The sequence below is a fragment of the Acidovorax sp. genome (assembly GCF_034519795.1).
Lineage (GTDB): Bacteria > Pseudomonadota > Gammaproteobacteria > Burkholderiales > Burkholderiaceae_C > Acidovorax.
The window spans coordinates 41,375-62,464 of sequence record NZ_JAXHOB010000016.1 but is presented as its reverse complement, the minus strand read 5'-3'; the positions used below and the strand labels follow the sequence as shown (position 1 = coordinate 62,464).

18 protein-coding genes and 1 pseudogene are annotated in these 21,090 nt (G+C 67.5%); 11 read left to right on the top strand and 8 right to left on the bottom strand.

Going from position 1 to position 21,090, the window contains the following annotated elements; translation table 11 throughout:
• Window positions 1–38: 38 nt before the first annotated feature.
• A complete protein-coding gene (locus tag U5N23_RS20790; protein ID WP_322594642.1) occupies window positions 39–2,399 on the bottom strand; it encodes an HDOD domain-containing protein in 2,361 nt (786 codons plus the stop codon).
• A 140-nt stretch (window positions 2,400–2,539) separates the two neighbouring features.
• Between U5N23_RS20790 and U5N23_RS20785 the strand changes: the two genes are divergently transcribed.
• Window positions 2,540–3,124 carry a YqiA/YcfP family alpha/beta fold hydrolase gene (locus U5N23_RS20785; protein WP_322594641.1) on the top strand — a complete coding sequence of 195 codons (585 nt, stop codon included), beginning with the start codon at window positions 2,540–2,542 and terminating at the stop codon, window positions 3,122–3,124.
• Here U5N23_RS20785 and U5N23_RS20780 read toward each other — a convergent pair.
• On the bottom strand, window positions 3,107–4,696 hold the full coding sequence (locus tag U5N23_RS20780) for a Wzy polymerase domain-containing protein (RefSeq protein WP_322594654.1): 1,590 nt from the start codon (window positions 4,694–4,696) through the stop codon (window positions 3,107–3,109). The genes U5N23_RS20785 and U5N23_RS20780 overlap by 18 nt on opposite strands.
• A gap of 201 nt (window positions 4,697–4,897) precedes the next feature.
• Here U5N23_RS20780 and U5N23_RS20775 point away from each other — a divergent pair, with 201 nt between their 5' ends.
• The 5 genes from U5N23_RS20775 to mtgA all read left to right on the top strand — a co-directional run bounded on the left by U5N23_RS20775 (window position 4,898) and on the right by mtgA (window position 10,194).
• Window positions 4,898–5,416 carry a pilin gene (locus tag U5N23_RS20775; protein ID WP_322594640.1) on the top strand — a complete coding sequence of 173 codons (519 nt, stop codon included), beginning with the start codon at window positions 4,898–4,900 and terminating at the stop codon, window positions 5,414–5,416.
• 56 nt (window positions 5,417–5,472) lie between these two features.
• Window positions 5,473–7,545, top strand: a complete 2,073-nt coding sequence (locus U5N23_RS20770) for a ribonuclease catalytic domain-containing protein (RefSeq protein ID WP_322594639.1) — start codon at window positions 5,473–5,475, stop codon at window positions 7,543–7,545.
• Window positions 7,542–8,402 carry a TonB family protein gene (locus tag U5N23_RS20765; protein WP_322594638.1) on the top strand — a complete coding sequence of 287 codons (861 nt, stop codon included), beginning with the start codon at window positions 7,542–7,544 and terminating at the stop codon, window positions 8,400–8,402. Before U5N23_RS20770 ends, U5N23_RS20765 begins: the two co-directional genes overlap by 4 nt.
• A 171-nt stretch (window positions 8,403–8,573) precedes the next feature.
• Complete coding sequence (aroE, locus tag U5N23_RS20760; RefSeq protein ID WP_322594637.1) at window positions 8,574–9,431, top strand: shikimate dehydrogenase; 858 nt, start codon at window positions 8,574–8,576, stop codon at window positions 9,429–9,431.
• Window positions 9,432–9,459: 28 nt separating this feature from the next.
• Window positions 9,460–10,194, top strand: a complete 735-nt coding sequence (gene mtgA, locus U5N23_RS20755) for a monofunctional biosynthetic peptidoglycan transglycosylase (protein WP_322594636.1) — start codon at window positions 9,460–9,462, stop codon at window positions 10,192–10,194.
• 25 nt (window positions 10,195–10,219) lie between these two features.
• On the opposite strand, the gene U5N23_RS20750 is transcribed toward mtgA, so the two are convergent.
• The 3 genes from U5N23_RS20750 to U5N23_RS20740 all read right to left on the bottom strand — a co-directional run bounded on the left by U5N23_RS20750 (window position 10,220) and on the right by U5N23_RS20740 (window position 13,689).
• The gene (locus tag U5N23_RS20750; RefSeq protein ID WP_322594635.1) at window positions 10,220–11,365 is read right to left on the bottom strand and encodes an AAA family ATPase; all 1,146 of its coding nucleotides are present in this window, start codon (window positions 11,363–11,365) and stop codon (window positions 10,220–10,222) included.
• 37 nt (window positions 11,366–11,402) lie between these two features.
• Complete coding sequence (locus U5N23_RS20745) at window positions 11,403–12,263, bottom strand: RNA ligase family protein (protein ID WP_322594634.1); 861 nt, start codon at window positions 12,261–12,263, stop codon at window positions 11,403–11,405.
• A 424-nt stretch (window positions 12,264–12,687) separates the two neighbouring features.
• The gene (locus U5N23_RS20740; protein WP_322594633.1) at window positions 12,688–13,689 is read right to left on the bottom strand and encodes a LacI family DNA-binding transcriptional regulator; all 1,002 of its coding nucleotides are present in this window, start codon (window positions 13,687–13,689) and stop codon (window positions 12,688–12,690) included.
• A gap of 123 nt (window positions 13,690–13,812) precedes the next feature.
• Between U5N23_RS20740 and U5N23_RS20735 the strand changes: the two genes are divergently transcribed.
• From U5N23_RS20735 to U5N23_RS20715, 5 genes and pseudogenes are all read left to right on the top strand, one after another.
• Window positions 13,813–14,565, top strand: coding sequence for a lysophospholipid acyltransferase family protein (locus U5N23_RS20735; RefSeq protein WP_322594632.1), 753 nt, complete (start codon window positions 13,813–13,815; stop codon window positions 14,563–14,565).
• A 1-nt stretch (window position 14,566) separates the two neighbouring features.
• Window positions 14,567–15,559 (top strand): phosphatidate cytidylyltransferase, encoded by a 993-nt coding sequence (locus tag U5N23_RS20730; RefSeq protein ID WP_322594631.1) that lies wholly within the window; start codon window positions 14,567–14,569, stop codon window positions 15,557–15,559.
• Entirely contained in the window at window positions 15,556–16,104 is a 549-nt protein-coding gene (gene ruvC, locus U5N23_RS20725) for a crossover junction endodeoxyribonuclease RuvC (RefSeq protein ID WP_322594630.1), read from the top strand. The genes U5N23_RS20730 and ruvC overlap by 4 nt, the downstream gene beginning before the upstream one ends.
• 138 nt (window positions 16,105–16,242) lie before the next feature.
• Window positions 16,243–16,401, top strand: coding sequence for a hypothetical protein (locus tag U5N23_RS20720; protein WP_322594629.1), 159 nt, complete (start codon window positions 16,243–16,245; stop codon window positions 16,399–16,401).
• 89 nt (window positions 16,402–16,490) lie between these two features.
• Window positions 16,491–16,670, top strand: a pseudogene (locus U5N23_RS20715) (transposase); the annotation flags it as partial.
• Between the two features lie 168 nt (window positions 16,671–16,838).
• Here U5N23_RS20715 and U5N23_RS20710 read toward each other — a convergent pair.
• The 3 genes from U5N23_RS20710 to U5N23_RS20700 all read right to left on the bottom strand — a co-directional run bounded on the left by U5N23_RS20710 (window position 16,839) and on the right by U5N23_RS20700 (window position 20,912).
• On the bottom strand, window positions 16,839–17,399 hold the full coding sequence (locus U5N23_RS20710) for a hypothetical protein (protein ID WP_322594628.1): 561 nt from the start codon (window positions 17,397–17,399) through the stop codon (window positions 16,839–16,841).
• 240 nt (window positions 17,400–17,639) lie between these two features.
• Window positions 17,640–19,211: a hypothetical protein gene (locus tag U5N23_RS20705; protein WP_322594627.1), complete on the bottom strand. Its 1,572-nt coding sequence runs from the start codon at window positions 19,209–19,211 to the stop codon at window positions 17,640–17,642.
• A 165-nt stretch (window positions 19,212–19,376) separates the two neighbouring features.
• Window positions 19,377–20,912: a methyltransferase regulatory domain-containing protein gene (locus U5N23_RS20700; protein WP_322594626.1), complete on the bottom strand. Its 1,536-nt coding sequence runs from the start codon at window positions 20,910–20,912 to the stop codon at window positions 19,377–19,379.
• Between the last annotated feature and the right edge of the window lie 178 nt (window positions 20,913–21,090).

Below are 21,090 nucleotides of genomic sequence, written 5' to 3'. Positions count from 1 at the left end.
ATCGGGTGCTGGCCAGGCGCCAGGCCGGCTACGGCCGCTCAACCCGCCTGGCGAAAGGCCATCACGGCCTGGTTGCGCAGGGTGCGCAGCAGCCCCAGGGCCTTGTCGTCCACCACGATGCCGCCTGCCACCGACTGGTCGGCATAGATCAGCGCGAAGGTCTGGCCCTTGATCTGCAGCGGCAGCAGCAGGAAGGACGGGGCATTGAGCCCCGCGCGGTACCACTCGGGCAGGCGCGCATGGATGCGCGGGTCCGTGGCATCGTTGATCAGCGTGTCGGCAGCGCGCAGACAGACCGCCGCGAACAGGTCACCGGGCACCTTGAGCGGCACCCGCATCGCACGCACGGCGGCTTCGCTGCCCTCGCCCAGGCCAAAGCGCCCGACCAGCACCTCGGTGCGGGCGTCGCGCAGGCAGAACACCATGCGCCGAAAGCCCAGTGCGCGGAACATGGTCTCCAGGATCATGCGCAGCACGTCGTTGAGCGCAAAGGTGTCCACCATGGCATTGGTCACGTCCTGCACGCCCGCGGACAGCAACTCGTTGACCTGGGCCACCGACACCGAGCCCCCCGCCTGCGAGGCCAGCACGGCGGGCAGGGGCGGCACCTCGCCGATCCCGAGCTCATGGGGCGCCAGGGCATCCTCCGGCGCGGCTGCGCCATCGTCTGCAGAAGGCGGCAGCTGGAGCAGGCGGGCGGCAGGCGTGCCCTGCGGCACGCGCAGGTCCAGGGTTTCGGCCAGCGACACCAGCTTGTGGCGCGCGCGCAAGGTGGCCTCGGCAATGGCGGCAGGGGACAGGGCCAGGGTGCGGCTGAAACGCGTGCCCACGCCCTGCATGCGCTCTTCGAGCCGGGCCGGATCGCTGTGCAGCAGGATGTCGGCCACTTCGTTGGCGGCCAGCGCCACCCAGCGCAGGCGCTCCAAACCCTGCTCGGGCGGGCGCTGGGCGGGCGAGCCCAGGGGCTTGCGCATGCAGCGCTGCAGGCTCTCGGGCAGGCCCCAGACGCGGGCCACCCCGGTGCCCAGGTCCTCGAAACCCAGGCCCAGCACCTGCATGGCAGCAGCTTCCTCGCCGCCCTCGAACCGGCCGCCGGCCACGAGGCTGCGCACCTGCTGCGCCTCTTCGGGAAAGTAGAAGCTGCACAGCATGCGCCCGAGGTTCTGGAACATGGCGCCAATGAAGGCCTCCTCGGCCCCCTGCCCCGGCCCGCACAGCTCGGCCGCCACCGAGCCGGCCATCATGGAGCGCAGGAATTCCTCGCGCATCTGCTCGGCATGGGCCTTGTCCTGCATGTGATCGAGCAGCACCAGGCTCATGGCCATGTTGCGCACCGCATTGAATCCCACCAGGCTGACCGCGCGCGAGACCGTGCTGATGGTGCCGCGGCCCGCGTGGGCGTAGTGCACGCTGTTGACCAGGCGCAGCAGCTTGTGGGTCAGCGCCACGTCCTTGAGGATCTCGTGCGTGAGGTCGCTGATGCTGTCGTCCTCGGAATGCGCCACGCGCTGGATGCGTGTCACCGAGTCGGAGAGGGCCGGAAAATCGCTCTTGTGGCGCATGCGCCGCAGCAGGAAGTCGAGCGTGGCGTTGCTGGCGGCCGTCGGCGCGCTCACGGGCGTGGCCCAGGCGCGCAGGGCATCGCGCAGCTCGGTCGCGCCGGCGAAGGGGGTCGCTGCGTCCTGGCCGATGGCGCGCTGCAGCAGGGTGCGCAAGCCCTCGTCCAGGGCGTCGGCGAGCACTGCGGGCAAGGCCCGCCCTGCCCCGGCAGCACCCACCCAGGGGCTGCCGGTCAGCAGATGGACCAGCACCTGGGCGGCCGAGCGCAGGTCGTCGGCCGCACTGGCCGCCTCGGCCTGTCCGGCACCGAACGCCGGGGCATGCCAGCCCAGGCCCAGCAGCCGGGCGTGGCGCTGCGGGTCCACGGCGACATGGTCCAGGTCCACACGGCCGTGCACCAGGCCCGCCGCATGCACTGCCTCCAGCGCGTCGAGCACATCGACCACCAGCGCCACCGCGTCGTGCGGCGTGCAGCGGCCCTGGCGGGCCAGGTGCTCGGCCAGCGTGGGGCCGTGCATCTGCTCGTGCACGATGTAGGGCTGGCGCGCGAGGACGTCGGCCTCCAGCACGGGCACGATGAAGGCATGGCCCAGGCGGCCGGCCCTTTCAGCGGCCTCCAGCCAGTGCTCGAGCGCGGCCGCCGCTTGCGGCGGTGCCGCCGCCCACTGCCGGATGGTGACCGGGCGCTGCCCGCGCCGGTCCAGCGCCCGCCACTGGGTGAACTGCCCGTTGGCCACCAGCGCCTGCTGCAGCTCGAAGCGCCCCTGGGGCGCAGGCACCCGGTCTCCGACCACCCAGGCGGAACGGCGGGCGGGGGAAAGCGGCGCAAGATCGGTCATGGTCGGGGAAAATCAGGGCTGTCGGGGCGTCGCAGGCTGCGGCATACACTTTGCAACATCTTATGCCTGTACAAGGGGTGCCAGCGCAGTGATTCCCCTGCTTTCGGCGCCTGTTACACCCTTTTTCAGCCCTCCCCTCCATGAACCGCACCACCCATCTGCTGTACCTGCACGGGTTCCGCTCCTCCCCCCAGTCGGCCAAGGCACGGCAGATGGCCGCCCATGTGGCGGCGCAGCACCCCCGCGTGCATTTCTGCTGCCCGCAGCTCCCGCCCTCGCCCCGCGAGGCCATGGCCCTGGTGGCCAAGGCGGTGGCCCACTGGCCCCGGGGGTCGAGTGCCGTGGTGGGCTCCTCGCTGGGCGGCTTTTATGCCAGTTGGGTGGCGCAGCAGCTCTCCTGCCCGAGCGTGGTGCTCAACCCCGCAGTGGACCCGGCGCGCGACCTGGCGCGCCACATCGGCGAGCAGACCAGCTGGCACGACCCGGCCGAGCGTTTTTTCTTCCTGCCCGAGTACATCGGCGAGCTGCAGGCACTGGATATGCGTGGCCGCCCGCCGGCAGGCCCGGAGCTGGCCATCATCGCCAAGGGCGACGAGGTGCTGGACTGGCGCGAGATGGTGGCGCGCTACCCGGCCGCGCAGCTGCAACTGCTCGAAGGCGGCGACCATGCGCTCACCGGTTTCGAGGTGCACCTGCCGCTGGTGGACTCATTCCTTCGGCTTTGAAGGGTTCGGCGCGCGCGAGGCCGCCGGCTCCTTGTTCAGCCAGCGCGCATGGTCCTTGGGGTAGGCGATGCGGTAGCGGCGCAGGTGGTAGGCGGCCTCATCGTCGCGGCCGAGCATGAGCGCGCTTTCGATGCGTTTCTCGATCACCCGGGGCTCGGGGGAGTAGTGCAGCAGTTCGCCGGAGAGCGCGTAGACCTCCTGGGCCGTGGCGCGGGTGAGGGCCATGGCAGGCAGCCGGGCGAAATCCACCTGGTCCGAGAACAGCAGGGTGGGCGCCGTGGTCGCCGGGGTCATGTCACGGTACACCGGGTCGCGCCGCTCGGGCACCTTGTAGAGCTGGCTGATGCGGTGGTAGTCGTGCGCTGTCCAGGCGATCAGCAGGGCACCTGACACCAGGGCCATGGCCGCGGCACCCAGCACGGCCGCAGAGGGCGGCGGCGAGGCCGGGTGGCGGCGCGGCCACAGCAGCGCCAGTGCCAGCAGGGCCGCCAGCTGGAACGGCCCGTACCAGAGCGGAAACTCCAGCATGCTGTGCGCGCCGATGAGGGCCAGGATGCCCCAGGCCAGCTGGCGCACCGGGTCCGTCTCGCTCCAGGGCCGCTCCTTCACGATGAAGGCCAGCGCCGCGCCGCACAGCAGCACCGCGGCCGGCAGGCCCAGCTCCACGGCCAGGTGCAGGGGCAGGTTGTGGGCGTTGTCCAGCAGCACGCAAAAGCGCTCCCCGGGGAACAGGGTGATGTAGTGCGCGTAGTCGAGTTCGTTCCACCCCCAGCCCGTCCAGGGCTTCTGCGCGATCAGGGTCAGCACGTTGGACCAGAGCACGCGCCGGCTGGTGCACTGGTGGGAGTCGCCCGAGAACCGGTTGAACAGGCCCTCGGCCTGCACGCCGCCAAAGCTGTGCAGCGCCAGCGGCAACATCCAGGCCGCCGCGATGTACAGCACCGCCCCGCCCAGCGCCACGGCCAGCGCCATGCGACCGAGGGAGCGGCGCCACCACAGCAGCAGCACCACGATGAGCAGCCACTGCACGGCACCGGTGCGCGAGGACGTGGCGGCGCTGGCCAACGCCAGCACGGTCAAGGCCATGCCGAAAGCCAGTCCCACCAGGCCCTCGGGAAGCGGCAGGCGCCGGGAAACCCCGGCCTGCGCGCGGGCATGCCACTGCGCCACCGACCAGGCCAGCGCCCAGGCCCCCAGCGCCACCAGCGTGGCCTGCTGGTTGCGCTGGCGCAGGTTGCCCACCGCCTGGCCGGGGGTGGAGGCATTGATCCAGGGCGCCAGGCCCACATCGCCGCCGAAGTACTGCACGAGGCAGATCACGCCCCCCACTGCCGCAGCCAGCAGCAGACCCAGGGCCAGCAGGGTCGCCGCCGTGGCGCCGCCATCGCACAGGTCCGGGTGGCGGCGCGAGCGCAGTGCCCGCAGCCATGCCAGCGCCCCCAGCAGCACGATGCACGACCACGAGGCCAGCAGCGGCCAGACATTGGTGGACGGCGGGCTGGTGATGGAAAACAGGAAGGGCAGGGCCACTGCCAGCAAAGTCAGCGGTGCGGCCATGGCAGCGATCGGCATCAGGAAGGCGGGGCGAGGGTCGGTTTGCACAGGGAAGAAGCCGCGAATCATAGAGCCCCGCCCCCGCTGGTCCGGCCGGACCACCAGCCCATGGACGGCCGCAACTGCCGGCCGAAAACCCCGGCTGCGCCGCAAGACCGTATATTTGCCTTCATTTCCGCCCTTGCAGCAGCACCCCTGACCGGGTCTTGCACCCACGCCATGAACCACCCGCAGCGCCCCAACTTCTTGCACCGCCTCCGGGGCTTCACGATGATCGAGATGATGATGGTCGTCGCCGTCGTGGCCGTCCTGGCCCTGATGGCCCTGCCCTCGTACCAGGACCGAATGCTGCGCACCCAGGTGAAGGAGGGCCAGGCCATGGTCGAGTTCGTCAAGCAGGCGGTGGCCGTGCACTACGCGCTCAAGAAGACCATGCCCGCCGACAATGCCGCCGCCAACCTGCCGCCCGATGACCGCATCGTCGGCACCCACGTGGCCAAGGTCACCGTGACCGGCGGAGCGGTGAACATCGTCTACGGCAACAAGGCCAACAAGGCCATCGCGGGCAAGATCCTGACCCTGCGCCCGGCCATCGTCCCGGATTTCCCCCAGGTACCCATTGCCTGGGTCTGCGGCAAGGCCAAGGTGCCGGACAAGATGACCGCCCAGGGAACGAACGCCACGAACATCCCCGCCATTGCCACGCCTTTGGAGTGCACCGGCCCGGCCGGATCCTGACCCCTTCTGCCCCCTGCCTGCCGGAAGGGGCCGCGCCCCATGGGAGAATGCCGCCCATGCATGCATTGTTTGAAGAAGCCGGCAAGTTCATGGCCGGCCGTATCCTGTCCGAGGCCGAGAGCTCGGCCCAAGTCGAGCTCGATTCGGGCAAGCGGGTCAAGGTCAAGGCCGCCAACGTTCTGTTGAAGTTCGAAAAACCCGCTCCGGCCGAGCTGGTGGCCCAGGCGCAGGCCGTGGCCGAGACCATCGAGCTGGACCTGGCCTGGGAATTCGCGCCCGAGGACGATTTCGGCTTTGCCGATCTGGCGCGCGACTATTTCTCCGAGAACGCCACGCTGGTCCAGCAGGCCGGTGCGCTGTTTCGCCTGTACGAGGCGCCGCACTACTTCCGCCGCGCGGGCAAGGGCCGCTTCAAGAAGGCACCGGCCGAGATCCTGCAGCAGGCGCTGGCCGCCATCGAGAAGAAAAAGGCCGTGCTGGCGCAGATCGACGAATGGGCTGCGGCCCTCGCCCGGGGCGAATGCCCGCAGCCCATCCGCGACCAGCTCTACAAGATCCTGTTCAAGCCGGACAAGAACGCGCCCGAGTACAAGGCCGTGGTCGACGCCAGCCGCGCTACGCACACCGCCCCGCTGGACCTGCTGCAAAAGGCCGGCGCCATCGACTCGGCCTACCAGTTCCACTGGAAGCGCTTTTTGTTCGAGAACTTCCCCAAGGGCACGGGCTTCCCCGCCATGACCGCCCCCCAGCCGCCGGACGACCTGCCGCTGGCCACGGTGCAGGCCTATTCCATCGACGATTCGCAGACCACGGAAATCGACGATGCGCTCTCCGTGCAGGGCCTGGGCACGGGCACCGTGGTGCTGGGCATCCACATCGCCGCGCCCGGCCTGGCCGTGCAGCCGGGCAGCGCCATCGACCAGTTGGGCCGCGCCCGCCTGTCCACGGTGTACATGCCGGGCTACAAGATCACCATGCTGCCCGACGAAGTGGTGCAGATCTACACGCTGGACGAAGGGCGGGCCAACCCTGCCGTGTCGCTGTACGTCACGGTCAACGAGACCACGCTGGAGATCCTGGCCACCGAAACGCGCCTGGAGCGCGTGCCGGTGGTGGCCAACCTGCGCCACGACCAGCTTGACCACATCGTGACCGAGGCCTGGCTGACCGACCCTGCCGTGCAGGTAGAAGGCACGCCGGAGCGCGTGGCACAGTTGCGCAGCGAACTGTCCTTCCTGTTCCGCCTGGCCAAGAGCCTGAAGGCGCAGCGCGAGGTGGTGCGCGGCAAGCCCGAGAACTTCAACCGGCCGGACTACAACTTCCGCCTGGTGGGCAATGACCGCGGCGAGCCCAATGGTTCGGAGACGGTGCAGATCACCACGCGCCAGCGCGGTGCCCCGCTGGACCTGATCGTGGCCGAGGCCGCCATCGTGGCCAACAGCACCTGGGGCAGCTGGATGGCCGAGCTCGGCGTGCCCGGCATCTACCGCAGCCAGGCCAGCATGGCCCCGGGCGTGAAGGTGCGCATGGGCACCAAGGCGCTGCCGCATGCGGGCATCGGCGTGAAAAGCTATTCCTGGGCCACCTCGCCGCTGCGCCGCTACACCGACCTCGTGAACCAGTGGCAGATCATTGCCTGCGCGCGCCACGGCAAGACGGCGGCGCTGGCGGCGCCGTTCAAGCCCAAGGACGCCGACCTGTTCTCCATCATCAGCAGCTTCGACGGCGCCTACAGCGCCTACAACGGCTACCAGGCCGGCATGGAGCGCTTCTGGACGCTCAAGTACGTGCAGCAGAACGGCCTGACCGAGCTGACCGCCACGGTCTTCAAGGAAGGCCCGGGCGGCAGCTTCCTGGTGCGGGCGGACGACATTCCGCTGGTGTTCCCGGTGCTGGGCGCGCAGAACCTGCCGCGCGGTGCGCGTCTGCGCGTGAAGCTCGGCGAGATCGACGAGATCACGCTGGACATCCATGGCACGGTGCTGGAACGCCTGGACAGCGACGAACCCGAGGCCGGTGCCGACGAGGCGGCGGAGGAGGACGACGAGACCGTGGCCGGCCCGATCGCCATTGCCGTGGACATGAACGAAGCCGAAGCGCCCGCCAGCGCTGATAATCTGACGCCGTGAAACTGCCCGCCTTCCTCCGCACCTTCAGCACGCTGCAGCTTGCGCTCGGCATCTCGATTGCCGTGCATGCGGCGCTCATCACCGTGCGCTTCATCGACCCGGAGGGCTTCAACCGCGTGTTCGAGGACACGCCGCTCGAAGTCATCCTGGTCAATGCCAAGTCCAACGAGCGCCCCGAGAAGGCCCAAGCCATCGCCCAGGCCAACCTGGCCGGCGGCGGCGATGCGGAAAAGGGCCGGGCCACCAGCCCCCTGCCCTACTCGGCGCTGACCGCCCTGGGGGACGATTTCGAGGAAGCCCAGCGCAAGATGGACGCGATGCAGGAGCAGCAGACCCAGCTCCTGACCCAGCTGCGCAAGCAACTGGCCACCATGCCGCCCCCCGATCCGCGCAAGCCCAGCCAGAGCGGTGAGCAGGCTGCGCAGGACGAAAAGCGCCGCCAGCTGGTCAAGCTGCTGGCCGAGATCGAAAAGCGCATCAACGAAGAGAACTCGCGCCCCAAGAAGCGCTACATCAGCCCCGCCACGCGCGAAGAGGCCTATGCCATCTACTACGACGCGCTGCGCCGAAAGGTCGAGGACAAGGGCACCGAGAACTTTCCCGAGCAGGCTGGCCGCAAACTCTATGGCGAGCTGACGATGATCGTCACGGTGAACCACGATGGTCGCGTGCTCGAGACCGAGGTGGTCCAGGGTTCGGGCAACGCCACGCTCGACCGCCGCGCCGAGGCCATCGCCCGCGCCGCCGGACCGTTCGGCGCCTTCAACCAGGAAATGCGCGCCAAGGCCGACCAGATCGCCATGGTGGCGCGCTTTCGCTTCACCCGCGACCAGACGCTGGAAACCACCGTTCGCTAGAAATGAAGCACCCCCTGAGGCGCTTCGCGCCTTCACCCCTCTCTCGACTCGCTGCGCGAGTCGGGAGGGGGACGCCCCCAGTGCGGCGGGGCGGCCCTTGCACGGGGACGCTGGCGTGGGCCGCGCCAGTTGCATGCGTCGCGGGTGGCGTGAGCGCTATGGATAACTGAGATGAGCCAAGCTACTGACTTGTATTGCGTGATGGGCAACCCGGTGGCGCACAGCCGCTCACCGGCCATCCACGCCCGCTTTGCCGAACTGACCGGCGAGCGCCTGGCCTACGAGCGCCGGCTGGTCGCACTCGACGGGTTTGCCCAGGGGGTGCGTGCATTTGCGGCCCAGGGCGGGCGTGGCTGCAATGTCACCGTGCCGTTCAAGATCGAGGCACCCCTGCTGGCCACACAGTGCAGCGAGCGCGTGCAACTGGCCGGCGCGGCCAACACCCTGGCGTTTCGCCCGGACGGCAGCATCCACGCCGACAACACCGATGGCCTGGGCCTGGTGGCCGACATCACGCGCAATGCCGGCGTGGCCTTGCAGGGCCGCGACGTGCTGCTGGTGGGCGCAGGCGGCGCGGCGGCCGGCGTGCTGGGCCCGCTGCTGCAGGCTGGTGCGCGCCACATCGCCCTTGCCAACCGCACCCTGGCCAAGGCCCAGGCGCTGGTGCAGTCGCACCAGGCCCTGGCCACACAGCTCGGCGCGCGGCTTGCGGCCAGCACCCTGGATGCCGTGACCGGCGACTTCGACGTGGTCATCAACGCCACGGCCAGCAGCCTGGCGGGTGACGCCGTGCCCGTGGCGGCCAGCGTGCTGCGCCCCAGCGGCCTGGCCTACGACATGATGTATGGCCCTGCGGCCCAGGGCTTCCTGGACTGGGCTGCCGCCCATGGGGCGGTGCCGCGCGACGGCCTGGGCATGCTGGTGGAGCAGGCAGCCGAGGCCTTCGCCTTCTGGCGCGGCGTGCGCCCACCCTCGGCCCAGGTGCTGGCCGAGCTGCAGTCGCAACTGGCGCTGCAGCCCCCGCACTGAACCCCGGCCAGGAAAAGAGAACCCGCACATGAAAGCCGTGCTGCGCTGGCTGGGCCTGGTGGTGTTTGCCGCCGTGGCACTGCAGCTGTTCTTCGTGCTGCGCATCGCGGCCATGGTGGTGGTGAACCCCGAATCCACCAGCTTTCAGCGCTCCGAGGCCTGGGTGCAACTGGCCAGCAGCGGCCAGGTGCGCTGGCGCCAGCAGTGGATGCCCTATGGCGATATCTCCGACCATTTGAAGCGCGCCGTGATCGCCTCGGAGGACGACGGTTTTGCCAACCATGACGGCGTGGACTGGGCTGCCATCGAAAAAGCCTGGGAGCGCAATGCCAAGGCCGAAGCCCAGGCCGCCAAGGCCCAGAACCGGGCGCCTGAAAAACCCCAGCGCGCGCCCAAGATCCGGGGCGGCTCCACCATCACCCAGCAACTGGCCAAGAACCTGCTGCTCTCGGGCGAGCGCACCCTGCTGCGCAAGGGGCAGGAGTTCGCGCTCACGCTGCTGCTGGAGCAACTGCTGAGCAAGGAGCGCATCCTGGAGATCTACCTCAACAGCGTGGAATGGGGCGAGGGCGTGTTCGGTGCCGAGGCCGCCGCCCAGCACTACTTTCGCAAGAGCGCCAACCGCCTCGCACCCGGCGAGGCGGCCCGCCTGGCCGTGATGCTGCCCGCCCCCAAGCGCTTCGAGAAGACGCCCGGGTCGGCCTACCTCGCGGGGCGAACGCGGACCATTCTGGCCCGGATGAACAGCGCGGAGCTGCCCTGACCCAGCACAGGACAGCGTCCCGTCGCTACCCCGCGTAACGCACCCTGTGCGCCTCGGTGGGCAGCGGCACCTCCCAGCGCAACAGCATCTCCAGCAGGCGCTTGTTGGTCAGCGACGTATCGCGCCGCTGGTTGCGTGCCAGCACCTCTGCGCGGGGCTGCTCCAGGTACACGATCTCCACTTCGGCGTGGTAGGCCAGGCACAGGTCCAGTGTCTTGGCACGCATCTGGTCCGACAGGTGGGTGGCGTTCCACACGAAGGGTTCGTGCGCCCGCAACAAGGCCTTGGCCTGTTCCACCGCGTGGTGGGCCACCATGCCCTCGTTCTTGCCATGGCGCAGGCCCAGCTGAGCGCGCGCATCGTCGAACGACACCACGGGCAGCCGGGGGTGGTGGGTGGCCACCCAGGTGTCCTTGCCTGAAGCCGGCAGGCCCGACATCACCACCACCCGGGAGCCGGGCTCCTGGTGCAGGGCGTAGTCGGGGTGAACGCTGGCCCCGCGAAAGTAGCTGAGCGCCGTGTGCGCATCGGCAAAGGTGCGCGGCTGGCCGTAGCAGTTCTCCTCGCGCGCCAGTTCGCGGAACAGCTCGATGGCATCGAGCGTGCGCTGCGGGTCAGGGCAGATGCGCCCGCGCATGTCCGCCTCGGCCAACAGGGCCAGGAGGTGCAGGTCCACCTGCCAGGACAGCTGGCGCACGGTGAACTCGGGCGAGGTGCCCTTGCGCGAGGTTTCCAGTGCGAAGAACGGCACCTGGTGCACGGCGATCAGCCGGCAGATGGCCTCGCGCGCGGCCAGCGGCGCGCCCGCATCCCACAGCGCGATGCGCGCGTCGATGGCCCCCTTGCGCGAGTGACCAGGCTGCGAGATGCGGCCCGTGGCCTCGTCCACCACCGTGGTGCTGCACTTGGCCACGTCGTGCAGCAGTGCGGCGAGGAACACGACCTCCTGGTCGGCGCGCGCAAGCGCGGCGTAGTCCGCGCTGTCCAGCAGGCAGCGCAGCACCATGGCCGTGTGGGTCCATACATCGCCCTCGGCGTGGAACACGGGGTCCTGCGGCGTGGTCGCGGCCAGCCGCAGTTGCGGAAAGGCCTCCAGGCAAGCGGCCAGATCGGGCGCGCCGCCTGCGGCAGGGACCAGGCCCTGCACATTTTTCCATTGAAATGTCGTCATGGGATTCTCCTGGGCGGGCCTTGCCCGCCGCTGGGGTTCAGAGGCGCCCGCCGCCCGCCATGGGCCAGCGCTTGTCGACCTCGGGGCCGAACAGGTCCACGCCCGCACGCAGGCGGTTGGGGATGACCGGGCGCTCGCTGTGGTGCGACTGCGAATCGAGGATGGTCTGGATGAAGTCCGGCCGCACGAGCTTGAAGCGCCCCACGGTCCGACCGCCCTCCTCCACCTTGATGTACAGGCCCTCGGCCAGCTCGGACCGGTCGGTCTGCTGCCAGCACAGTGCCAGGTCAAGCCCCTGGCGTGCGACCTCCTCCTCGAACGCGGCGCGCCACTGGGCACTGCGTGCGAGCGAAGGTGCCACCAGGGCCTGCAAATCCTGGATACGCCGTGGCGCAAGCCCCGCATGGAGCACGGGCACCGACACCACCGGTACACCCGCCAGCAGGGCATGCCGCGCGGGCGTGTCGAGGAATGCCTGGGCGCGGCGGTCCCAGATGTCGAACTCGCAGAACAGGTGCGGCAACGCGTCGTAGTAGACCGAGTGCTTGGCGTGCATGAACTCGCCGTACACCACATAGCGGTCTTCCAGCACGTCGAGCAGCCGGCCTTCGTGCGCCCGCGCCCATTGCTTGAACAGGTTGAACTGGCGTTCGCGGCCGCCCAGTCGGTCCACGTCGAGGTAGTGGCCGCGCGACTGCAGCAGCAACTGGCCTGCGGCATCGAAGCTCAGGCCGGCGTTGGCGGCGTCGAGCTTTTCCTCCACCACGAGGGTTTTGCCCAGCAGCTCGGCATACGCAACGGGTTCGCCCTTGTCACCGGGCTGGTAGCGCGAGCCCTGCAGATGGGGCGTACGGGGGTATTTCGCGAGATCGCGGTTGTGCAAAAAGGTGTGCGTCATGGAATTCTCCGGCAGGCAGGGAACCAGGCAGCAAGGCCTGGGACAGGGGCCGAAGACGACGCAGAAGGTCAGCAGGTGACCATGGAGGGCTGGATCAAGGCAGGCAGTTCAGGGGCCGTGCGCACGGCGTGCGACAGGGGAACTGGCTGGCTTGCCCGCATGCCCACACGAGTGGCATGACCCGGGGCTTGAGGCCGCGGGCTTCGTGTGGCGTGTCGTTCAGCAGGAACGGGAGGTGCGGGGCATGTCGGTCTCGAGGGTGAGGATTTTTGAAAGAGGGCGAATGCTACGTGCGAGCGCCGGTGTTTTCAAGAACAGCGCGCAACCCTGGTGTTTTATTGCCACAGCCCGGCGCTGTCTGCGCGCCTCCTGCACCGCTTCGTGGCTGTGTGCGTACAGGGTGGCACGGGGATGCGCCAGGGTGTCATGCGCTCGCGCGCGAGACGATCTCGAAACCGATGTCGATGATCGGTTGGTCGACCGTGCGGCCTTCCGCGCGGTCATCGATGAACTGCGCGGCCGTCCGTCCGATGCGCGTGCCGTCGATGCGCACCGTGGTCAGGGCCGGCTGCAGGCTGGCGGCGAACTCCAGGTCACCCAGGCCCACGACGGCCAGTTGCTGCGGCACCGACAGGCCGCGCGCCTGGGCCTCGATCAGCACCCCCAGGGCCAGCATGTCCGAGCTGCAGAACACCGCATCGGTCCCGGGGTGAGCGGCCAGCGCCGCCACCAGCCCGCTGCGCCCCGAACCCAGCGTGGTGGGCGCGGGCACCAGCACCGCAGGCACCTCGGCCGCGAAGCCCAGCTCTCGGGCCGCGCGCCGGAACCCGCCCATGCGCAGGCGCGCCCGGTCATCGTTGGCGCCGAGCAGCAAGGGCTGCCGGTAGCCGCGCTGGTGCAGGAATTGGCAGACCGCCTCGCCGATGCCTTCGTGGGAGAAACCCACCAGCATGTCGATGGGGGTGGGCGTCAGGTCCCAGGTCTCGACCACCGGAATGCCCGTGGCCAGCAGCTGGCGCCGGCCCTCTACGGAATGCATGATGCCGGTCAGCACGATGCCATCGGGCCTGCGCCGGATGATGGCGTCGAGCAGCGCATCCTCGCGCGAGGCGTCGTAGCCACTCTGGCCGATCATCAGCTGGTAGCCGCGCTCGTCCAGGGCCTGGTTCAGCGCGCGCACGGTTTCCTGGAACACCGGGCCCGTCAGCGTCGGCAGCACCGCGGCCACCAGCCGGGCGCGCGAGGAGCGCAGGCCACCCGCCATGCCGTTGGGCACAAAGCCCGTCTGGCGCACCACTTCGCGCACCTTGAGCAGCGTGGCGGGTGCCACCCGCTCGGGATGGTTCAAGGCGCGCGACACCGTCATGGCGGACACACCGGCCATGCGGGCGACATCGTGGACGGTGAAGACTTGGGGCTTTTTCATGGAGCAGCGTGCGCCCGGATGATACTGTCGCGCTGCAGCCGGGGGCCAACTGCCGCGCCAGCAGGCTGGCGGGCGGCTACCGGCTCGGCAGGGGCGCACGGGTTCGCCCGTATCATCCGCGCCATGCTTGCCAAGTTGATGAGTCTCCTCCTTCTGGGAATAGTGCGGTTCCTGACCGGCTCCCAGGCCCGCTGGTATGGTTGCCCGCCCAAGGCGGAGCAGCGCATCTACTTCGCCAACCACCAGAGCCATGCCGACATGGTGCTGATCTGGGCGGCGCTGCCCGAGGAGCTGCGCAGCATCACCCGCCCGATCGCTGCCAAGGACTACTGGACCAAGACGCCGTTTCGCCAATGGATCACCACCGCCGTGTTCAATGCGGTGTATGTGGACCGCCAGGCCACCCCGGCACGCCCGGCCGCTGTGGAGCCCCCACCAGGTACCCCGGCCCTGCCCGAAACAGAAACCGCCTCCGCCGGCGGGCCCGACCCGGCACCCGAGGCACCGCCCAGGCCCCCGACCCCCGAGGAACTGCGCGCCGCGCTGCCCGAGGGCGATCCGCTGGCGCCGCTGGTGAAGGCGCTGGAGAGCGGTGACTCCATCGTGATCTTCCCCGAAGGCACGCGCGGCCATGGCGAGGAGCCCCAGCCCTTCAAGTCCGGCCTGTACAAGCTGGCGCAGATGTTCCCGCAGGTGGTGCTGGTGCCGGCCTGGATCAACAACGTGCAGCGCGTGATGCCCAAGGGTGAAGTGGTGCCCGTGCCCATCCTGTGCTCGGTGACCTTCGGCGCGCCGATCGAGCTGGCGCCGGACGAAGATCGCCGCCCTTTTCTCGACCGCGCCCGGCGCGCGGTCATCGCCTTGAGGGAGGTGTGAGATGAACGCTTTCCTGCGCAACCTGACGGCCACCCAGCAGATCGGTGCCCTGTTCCTCGTGGTGTTCGGCCTGCTGTCCATCGTCACCATCTGGGCCTATGTGCGCATGCTGCGCGAGCAGTCCAACGATGACCCGCAGGCGGAAGCTGATGCGCTCGAAGCCAAGCGCTTCTGGGGCCTGCTCAAGACTTCGTGGGCGATGGCGACCGTGTTCTGGGTGGGCTGGGCGCTGGGCGATACGGTGGCCACCGTGCTGTTCGCCATCGTGGGCTTTTTCGCGCTGCGCGAGTTCATCACGCTATCGCCCACGCGCCGGGGCGACCACCGCAGCCTGGTGCTGGCCTTCTTCGTGGTGCTGCCGCTGCAGTTCTGGATCGTGGGCAGCCGGCATTTCGACCTGTTCACGGTGTTCATACCGGTCTACGTGTTCCTGGCGCTGCCGGTGGTGAGCGCGCTGGCCAACGACCCGCAGCGCTTCCTGGAGCGCAATGCCAAGCTGCAGTGGGGCATCATGGTCTGCGTCTACGGCATGAGCCATGTGCCGGCGCTGCTGCTGCTCGACTTTCCGGGCTACAAGGACAAGGGCGCCTTCCTGGTGTTCTTCCTGGTGTTCGTGGTGCAGACCTGCATGGTGGTGCAGCACCTGCTGGGCCGGCGCTTTCCGCACAAGCCGGTGGCACCGCAGGTGAGCCAGAGCTTCCAGTGGGTGAGCTGGCTGGCCGGCGTGGCCGTGGGCGGCCTGGTGGGCGGCCTGCTCTCTTTCATCACCCCCTTCAAGCCCGGCCAGGCGCTGGGCATGGCCCTGCTGGCCTGCGTGGCCGGCAGCCTGGGGCACCTGGTGATGAAGGCGCTCAAGCGCGACCGCGGCATCACCAGCTGGGGCATGCAGGGCATGTCGGTCACCGGCGCGGGCGGCCTGCTCGACCGGGTGGATGCGCTGTGCTTTGCCGCCCCGGTATTCTTCCACTCAGTGCGCTGGTACTTCGGACTATGAGAATCCTGGGCATCGACCCCGGCCTGCAGACCACCGGCTTCGGCGTGGTGGACATGGACGGCCACCGGCTCAGCTACGTGGCCAGCGGCACCATCCGCACCACCACGCTGGCCCTGGGCGACCTGCCCGGGCGCCTGAAGATGCTGTTCGACGGCATCAGCGAAGTGGTGGCCCGCTATGAGCCCGACACCTCGTCGGTCGAGATCGTCTTCGTCAACGTGAACCCGCAGTCGACCCTGCTGCTGGGCCAGGCGCGCGGCGCCTGCATCACCGCCCTGGTGGCCAGCAACCTGCCCGTGGCCGAGTACACCGCGCTGCAGATGAAGAAAGCCGTGGTCGGCCACGGCCGCGCCGCCAAGAGCCAGGTGCAGGAGATGGTGCGCCGCCTGCTGAGCCTGCCCGGCCTGCCCGGCACCGATGCCGCCGACGGCCTGGGCATGGCCATCACCCACGCCCACGCCGGCGCCGCCATGGGCCGCCTGGGCGAGGCCGCCACACTGCAGCGCCGCCAGCATGCCATGTACAAGGGCGGCAGAAGTTACTGACACCGCAAGACGCTGGCAGATTCCTCAGCAGCGAAAGCCGGCGCTCCGCAGGCCAGTACGCCCCCGAAAGGGCCCGATACCAAATTGCGTGCAATAAATTTATGACATCAATCCACGAACTTCAAAGCGCCGTGGATGATGAGCCTGATCACTGACAATAAAGCGACCGTGGCGCGCCTGGCAGCCCGGCTCAAGCAGGCCCGCAGCCATTCGCAGTACCAGCGCATCCAGTGCGTGCCGATCCGTGCCACGCCGGGCAGTTCGGCCACTGATACGGATTTGCATTCGATCGTATAGCTAGAAGGGAACCGCAGACAGTGCTGTAGCACGGCAAGGCGAACCAACGACGTTATACGGTTGAAGGCCAATCCGTATGAGATTGCTCAATTGCTTGGCTGGACCACAGCCACGTGGCCGAGGTCGCCCAGCGCCACGCTGAGCAATTCATCATGATGGTCATGGACCAGGCGGGCTGGCACCTGGCGGGCGAATTGACTGTGCCAGACAACATGCGGCTGATCTACCTGCCGCCCTACAGCCCGGAACTCAATCCGGCAGAGCACCTGGGGAGGCTGCGCACGTGGACTGTTTTGCCAACCATGTCTTCGCAGATCTTGATGCGGTCGAAGCAGCATTGACCAAGGGCCTCGTGGCACTCGAATCGAATCCCGGCAGAACTCAATCAATGACCGGGTTCAGATGGGTGATCTCTATATTTTTAACGCAAATTGGTATCAGACCAGCAAAGGCCCGGCGTCGCCGCCCACGCCCACCAATTGCACCATGGCAGCGTCGTCAATTTGCGGGTGCTCCGCCGCCGAGCTCCAGGCTGCAGCGCCTGCAGGGGTGCCCTTGGGCGAAGGGACGCCGTTGGCCGAGTTGGTCGAGTACATGTACGACTCTGCGATCTCCTTGGCCCATGCTGCTGCGGGGGCGTTGTAGACAGCCATGTCGCCGGTGGCGTTTTCCAGGCCGAGCAGAAGGTGGCCCAGTTGCACGGCGACGATGCCCACGTTCTCCTTGCCCACGGCGTCGAGGTACGAGACCAGCGCGCCTTGCAGGCCAATGTCGTTCCCCATCCCCATGTTGGTCACGATCTTCAGCGCCAGGGCCCCCGACGACAGGTGCTGGTAGTTGGCGCCGAACTGGAAGGCATAGTCCTGCCAGCTTTGCGGAGTGAAACCGGCGGCCATCTTCTGCTGGTAGAAAACCGTGCTCGAAGGCGACTGGTCGTTGAACGCACGGTTCAGAATGCTGACTTCGAGTTCGGCAGAGAGGACAACGGTCGCGGGCATCACACAGCTCCAAGATGAGGGAAACGCGCAGAGCATAGCGCGTAGCCTGGCACACGCCCGCGCAATGGATGCTTTCCATCACCCCACCTTTGGGTGATACCGCTTTGCAGCATCCTGCTGTTGATTTTCGGTTGCCGCGACCGGCCACCTCGGCCTTCAGGCACCGCGCGCGATGGCCATTCGGGGTGGCGCCCACCCCCGAATGGCGCTCATCGCTCGGCAACCCCCGGTGAGGCGTGTTCAGTCGCTGAGTCCACCCAGGATGGCCGTGTTGCCAATGGCGACACCGCGGGTACCCGGCGGCGTGGCGCTGCGCCGGTCGAATGCCGGGCTGGTGAACGACTGCGTGGTTGCGAACTTGCCCGCCGTGGCCACACGCACCATGGCGCCCGGAAGCGCCGCCTCTTGCGCAATGCCCAGAATGGAAGACGCTTGCGGAATGGTGACATGGAGCTGCGCGGCGCCCGACGAGGGCTGCCCGCAGGCCACGCTGACCAGCATGCCGCTGGAGAGCACCTCGGTCCAGGCGTAGGACAAGGGGTACGAGCTGGAGGTGCTCAACACGAGCGTGCTTTCTATCGCGCTCAGGTCGGCATTCCAGCTGTAGAGGTGTGTGGTGAACCCACTGCCCACAGTATGCACCGCCATCAATGGCCCGGTTCCCGCCCGGTCGAACAGCATGAAGGGCTGTGTGGGTGCCAACAGTGACTGCCGCAGGCTGATGCCGGCATTGTCGTACTCATACAACTGCCCGCCCACGGTCAACCAGAAACCGCCGAACTGGCGCGGGCACATGCACACGGTATTGGGCATGCCCGCAGCCCCCGTGGCCACGGCCAATGTGGAAAGGTAATTGCCCGCCGCATCGTACAGACGCACCGCCGCACTGGTATTGCTGGATGGATCGACAAAGACCAGATGGCCATTGGTCAACTCCATGGCGTTGCGCTCGGAGGGGCTCACGGAGCGGTTGGGCGAGCCAGCTGCCAGGGTGGTCAGCGCACCCTGCTGCGAGCCATCGGCGGAAAAGCGCGCGAACTTGTATGCCGTGCCGGATGCGTACCGGTAGTGGTGCACCACAAAGCCTCCCACCCTGAGGGCCAGCACCCCCACAAAGGCCGGCGATGCACCCGCTTCCACCACGGTCTCGCCGCCCTGCAACACGCCAGCGGCATTGAAGCGCCTGAAGACCAGGTCGCTGCCACCACTTTTGCCATAGGCCAGCACGAAATCACCACCTGAAAGGGCGGCCAGGTTCCACCCCTGGACATCACTGCTGGCCAGCGTGGCCACGGTGGTTTCGGAAGCCACCACCGCGCCGCTGCCTGCAGAATGGATGGCCAGTTTGAGTACCGCCCCCTCCGTCCAGGCCACGGCAATGTGGTCGGCACCCGCGCGCGCCAGGCGCGTACCCACCACCCCGGTGGCGGATGCCACCACCACGCGCGGCGATACGGGTACCCGCATGGGGTTGTAGAGCCGCAGGTTCACGCCGGTATCGGCCTGCGAGCCATTGCCGCTGAAGACCACTGCGAACCGTCCGCTGCCGAGCGCGAGAACAGAGCGAAAAAATTGCCCATTGAAACTGGTGCGCCCCCATGCACCGCTCCCGCCGTCCACCAGTGTGGCGGGTACCAGGGCGGTCACGCCACTCGATGAATTTTGCAGCGCCAATGGCACGCCATCAGCCGCTCGCCGCACATATCCACCCACACCGAGTCTCGCGTAGTCGCCCGCGCCGATGGCGCTTTCGGCCATGAGCGAAACCGCCTGGTGCGGGGTTTCGGTGGCCGATGTGAAATGACGTCCCATGGGGTAGCTCCATTCTTTGAACCATTGTGAGGAACGGGCAGAGAGCCCGTTCGCACCATGTTCATTCGATTGAGTCCGCATCGGAACCTTGCGCATATATGCGGCCGCCCAATCACCCCGAGCGGCCACAGGCACTGGGCAATGGCTTGCCACATGGCCGGTATGTCAGGCAATCATCAATGCCTTTAGCATAGGCAGTCGCTTTTGCACGAAGGTATTGGCCTGTTCCACCAGTTCAGCGATATTCTCTTCGTCGGTCACCAGTGCTTGGCCATCCTTGACCAGCCTTCGCCCTTGCGCCTTGACCACGGCCCAGACAAATGCAGCCCACTCCTCAGGCTGCTTCTTGCCCTGCGCCAGCGCCAGCAAGAACAGTTGCTGGAACTTCGCCACGGACACGCCCCCGCCCGTGACAGGGCTTGCCAGAAACTCCACCTCGTCGTCACCCCGGGCTTTTCGCATGAGGTGGAGGTTGATTTTTTCAGTCTGCTTGCGCACCTTGGCGATCACGGCATCACTTTGCACCGCAGCGAAGTGACCCAGCCCTGAAAGCACGATTGCGGACTGGAGGATCTGGCCGAAATCGATTCCTTGCTCCTTCAAGGCCGCTTGAATTTGCCCCAGTGTGCGCGGCTTGTGGTCAGCCATCAGGTCCAGCAGCGGCTTGTAGATACTCTCGTTCAGCTGTGCCTCCCCCGCGGGTCCAGGCACCTTCAGGGCGACAGACGCACGCTCAGCCACCAGCACCATTCTTTGCTCAAGAAGCGCTTCCATGCGCTCGACCGCACTGAGCGTACGGCGGCCCTTGACCCAGTAGTCCCGGCGAAATTGCTGGTTGGTGATGAAATCCCGGGTACTTTCGCGAAGAATGGGGTTGCCAATCGACCTGAGCAACTCTTGCTGCTCGCCTGTCATGCTGAAGCCCTCCACATGGTCCATCGGATGGGCAGAACAAGCAAATTGTAGCTTGGCGGTCTCCAGCCAATCGGCCACATCGCCAAAGTGCATGGGCAACCAGTCGCGATTGAAGTACTCGTGCGCCACATAGTGGCGGTTCTGCCCTTTCACGGTCTTGAATCGGTCTGCCACCTTCGGATTGGCCTGGGCATAGATGGGATTGGTGGCCAACAGTTTGTCGGCAAACTCAAAGGCACCATCGACGCGCCCCATGGTTCCCTGCCCCACCGCGCCGGCAATTTGCGCATGAAGGCACAGCAAATGGCGCATGGGTGCAAAGGCCCCCCAGCCCGGCTGGGTGTTGTAGCTGATATAGACCACCCCCCCCACCTTCAGGCGCGTGCGGATGAATTCAACGATGAAGGCCCTGTTTTCATTGCTCACCCAGGTCCAGATGCCGTGCAGCCCGATGTAGTCGAACTGGGGCAGATCCTCACGGGCCGCAAACTCTGCAAAGGCTTCGTCGTACAGCTTTGCATCGGTGCCTGCCACATTCGCTAGGTCACGCGCAAACCCCGCCTGGGAGGGGTTGAAGTCCGTCCCGTGCCATGTCGTCACGCTGGCCGCCGCATGGAAATTGGCGCTGAGCCCCTGCCCAAAGCCTAGTTCGCAGGCAGCGCCCACCTCCGGCATTACCAATCCCTGGTTCAGAAACAGAAGCTTCAATCGCAGCGGATTGAGCTCGGCGTAATAACCAAAGGTATATCCAATTTCGGCGACGTAGCCGGCGGTCCAGTCTGACATGTAGCGCAACTCCTCTATCAACAGTTTGGGGGCAAGTAATGGAAGGGCCGACAAGGCAGTGGCAGAACACCATGCACCCCACCCGAATGTTCAGCCCGGCTGCGGCTATATATCACCCGCGAAGAAGAACCCATTGTGGCAAAAAAAAACCCCACCGCTCAGGGAGCGGCGGGGTTTT

Bases quoted from the DNA above. Each gene is read 5' to 3' on its own strand.
- U5N23_RS20790 (WP_322594642.1), bottom strand. From the start codon at position 2,399: ATGACCGATCTTGCGCCGCTTTCCCCCGCCCGCCGTTCCGCCTGGGTG.
- U5N23_RS20785 (WP_322594641.1), top strand. From the start codon at position 2,540: ATGAACCGCACCACCCATCTGCTGTACCTGCACGGGTTCCGCTCCTCC.
- U5N23_RS20780 (WP_322594654.1), bottom strand. From the start codon at position 4,696: ATGCCGATCGCTGCCATGGCCGCACCGCTGACTTTGCTGGCAGTGGCC.
- U5N23_RS20775 (WP_322594640.1), top strand. From the start codon at position 4,898: ATGAACCACCCGCAGCGCCCCAACTTCTTGCACCGCCTCCGGGGCTTC.
- U5N23_RS20770 (WP_322594639.1), top strand. From the start codon at position 5,473: ATGCATGCATTGTTTGAAGAAGCCGGCAAGTTCATGGCCGGCCGTATC.
- aroE (WP_322594637.1), top strand. From the start codon at position 8,574: ATGAGCCAAGCTACTGACTTGTATTGCGTGATGGGCAACCCGGTGGCG.
- mtgA (WP_322594636.1), top strand. From the start codon at position 9,460: ATGAAAGCCGTGCTGCGCTGGCTGGGCCTGGTGGTGTTTGCCGCCGTG.
- U5N23_RS20750 (WP_322594635.1), bottom strand. From the start codon at position 11,365: ATGACGACATTTCAATGGAAAAATGTGCAGGGCCTGGTCCCTGCCGCA.
- U5N23_RS20745 (WP_322594634.1), bottom strand. From the start codon at position 12,263: ATGACGCACACCTTTTTGCACAACCGCGATCTCGCGAAATACCCCCGT.
- U5N23_RS20740 (WP_322594633.1), bottom strand. From the start codon at position 13,689: ATGAAAAAGCCCCAAGTCTTCACCGTCCACGATGTCGCCCGCATGGCC.
- U5N23_RS20735 (WP_322594632.1), top strand. From the start codon at position 13,813: ATGCTTGCCAAGTTGATGAGTCTCCTCCTTCTGGGAATAGTGCGGTTC.
- U5N23_RS20730 (WP_322594631.1), top strand. From the start codon at position 14,567: ATGAACGCTTTCCTGCGCAACCTGACGGCCACCCAGCAGATCGGTGCC.
- ruvC (WP_322594630.1), top strand. From the start codon at position 15,556: ATGAGAATCCTGGGCATCGACCCCGGCCTGCAGACCACCGGCTTCGGC.
- U5N23_RS20720 (WP_322594629.1), top strand. From the start codon at position 16,243: ATGAGCCTGATCACTGACAATAAAGCGACCGTGGCGCGCCTGGCAGCC.
- U5N23_RS20710 (WP_322594628.1), bottom strand. From the start codon at position 17,399: ATGCCCGCGACCGTTGTCCTCTCTGCCGAACTCGAAGTCAGCATTCTG.
- U5N23_RS20705 (WP_322594627.1), bottom strand. From the start codon at position 19,211: ATGGGACGTCATTTCACATCGGCCACCGAAACCCCGCACCAGGCGGTT.
- U5N23_RS20700 (WP_322594626.1), bottom strand. From the start codon at position 20,912: ATGTCAGACTGGACCGCCGGCTACGTCGCCGAAATTGGATATACCTTT.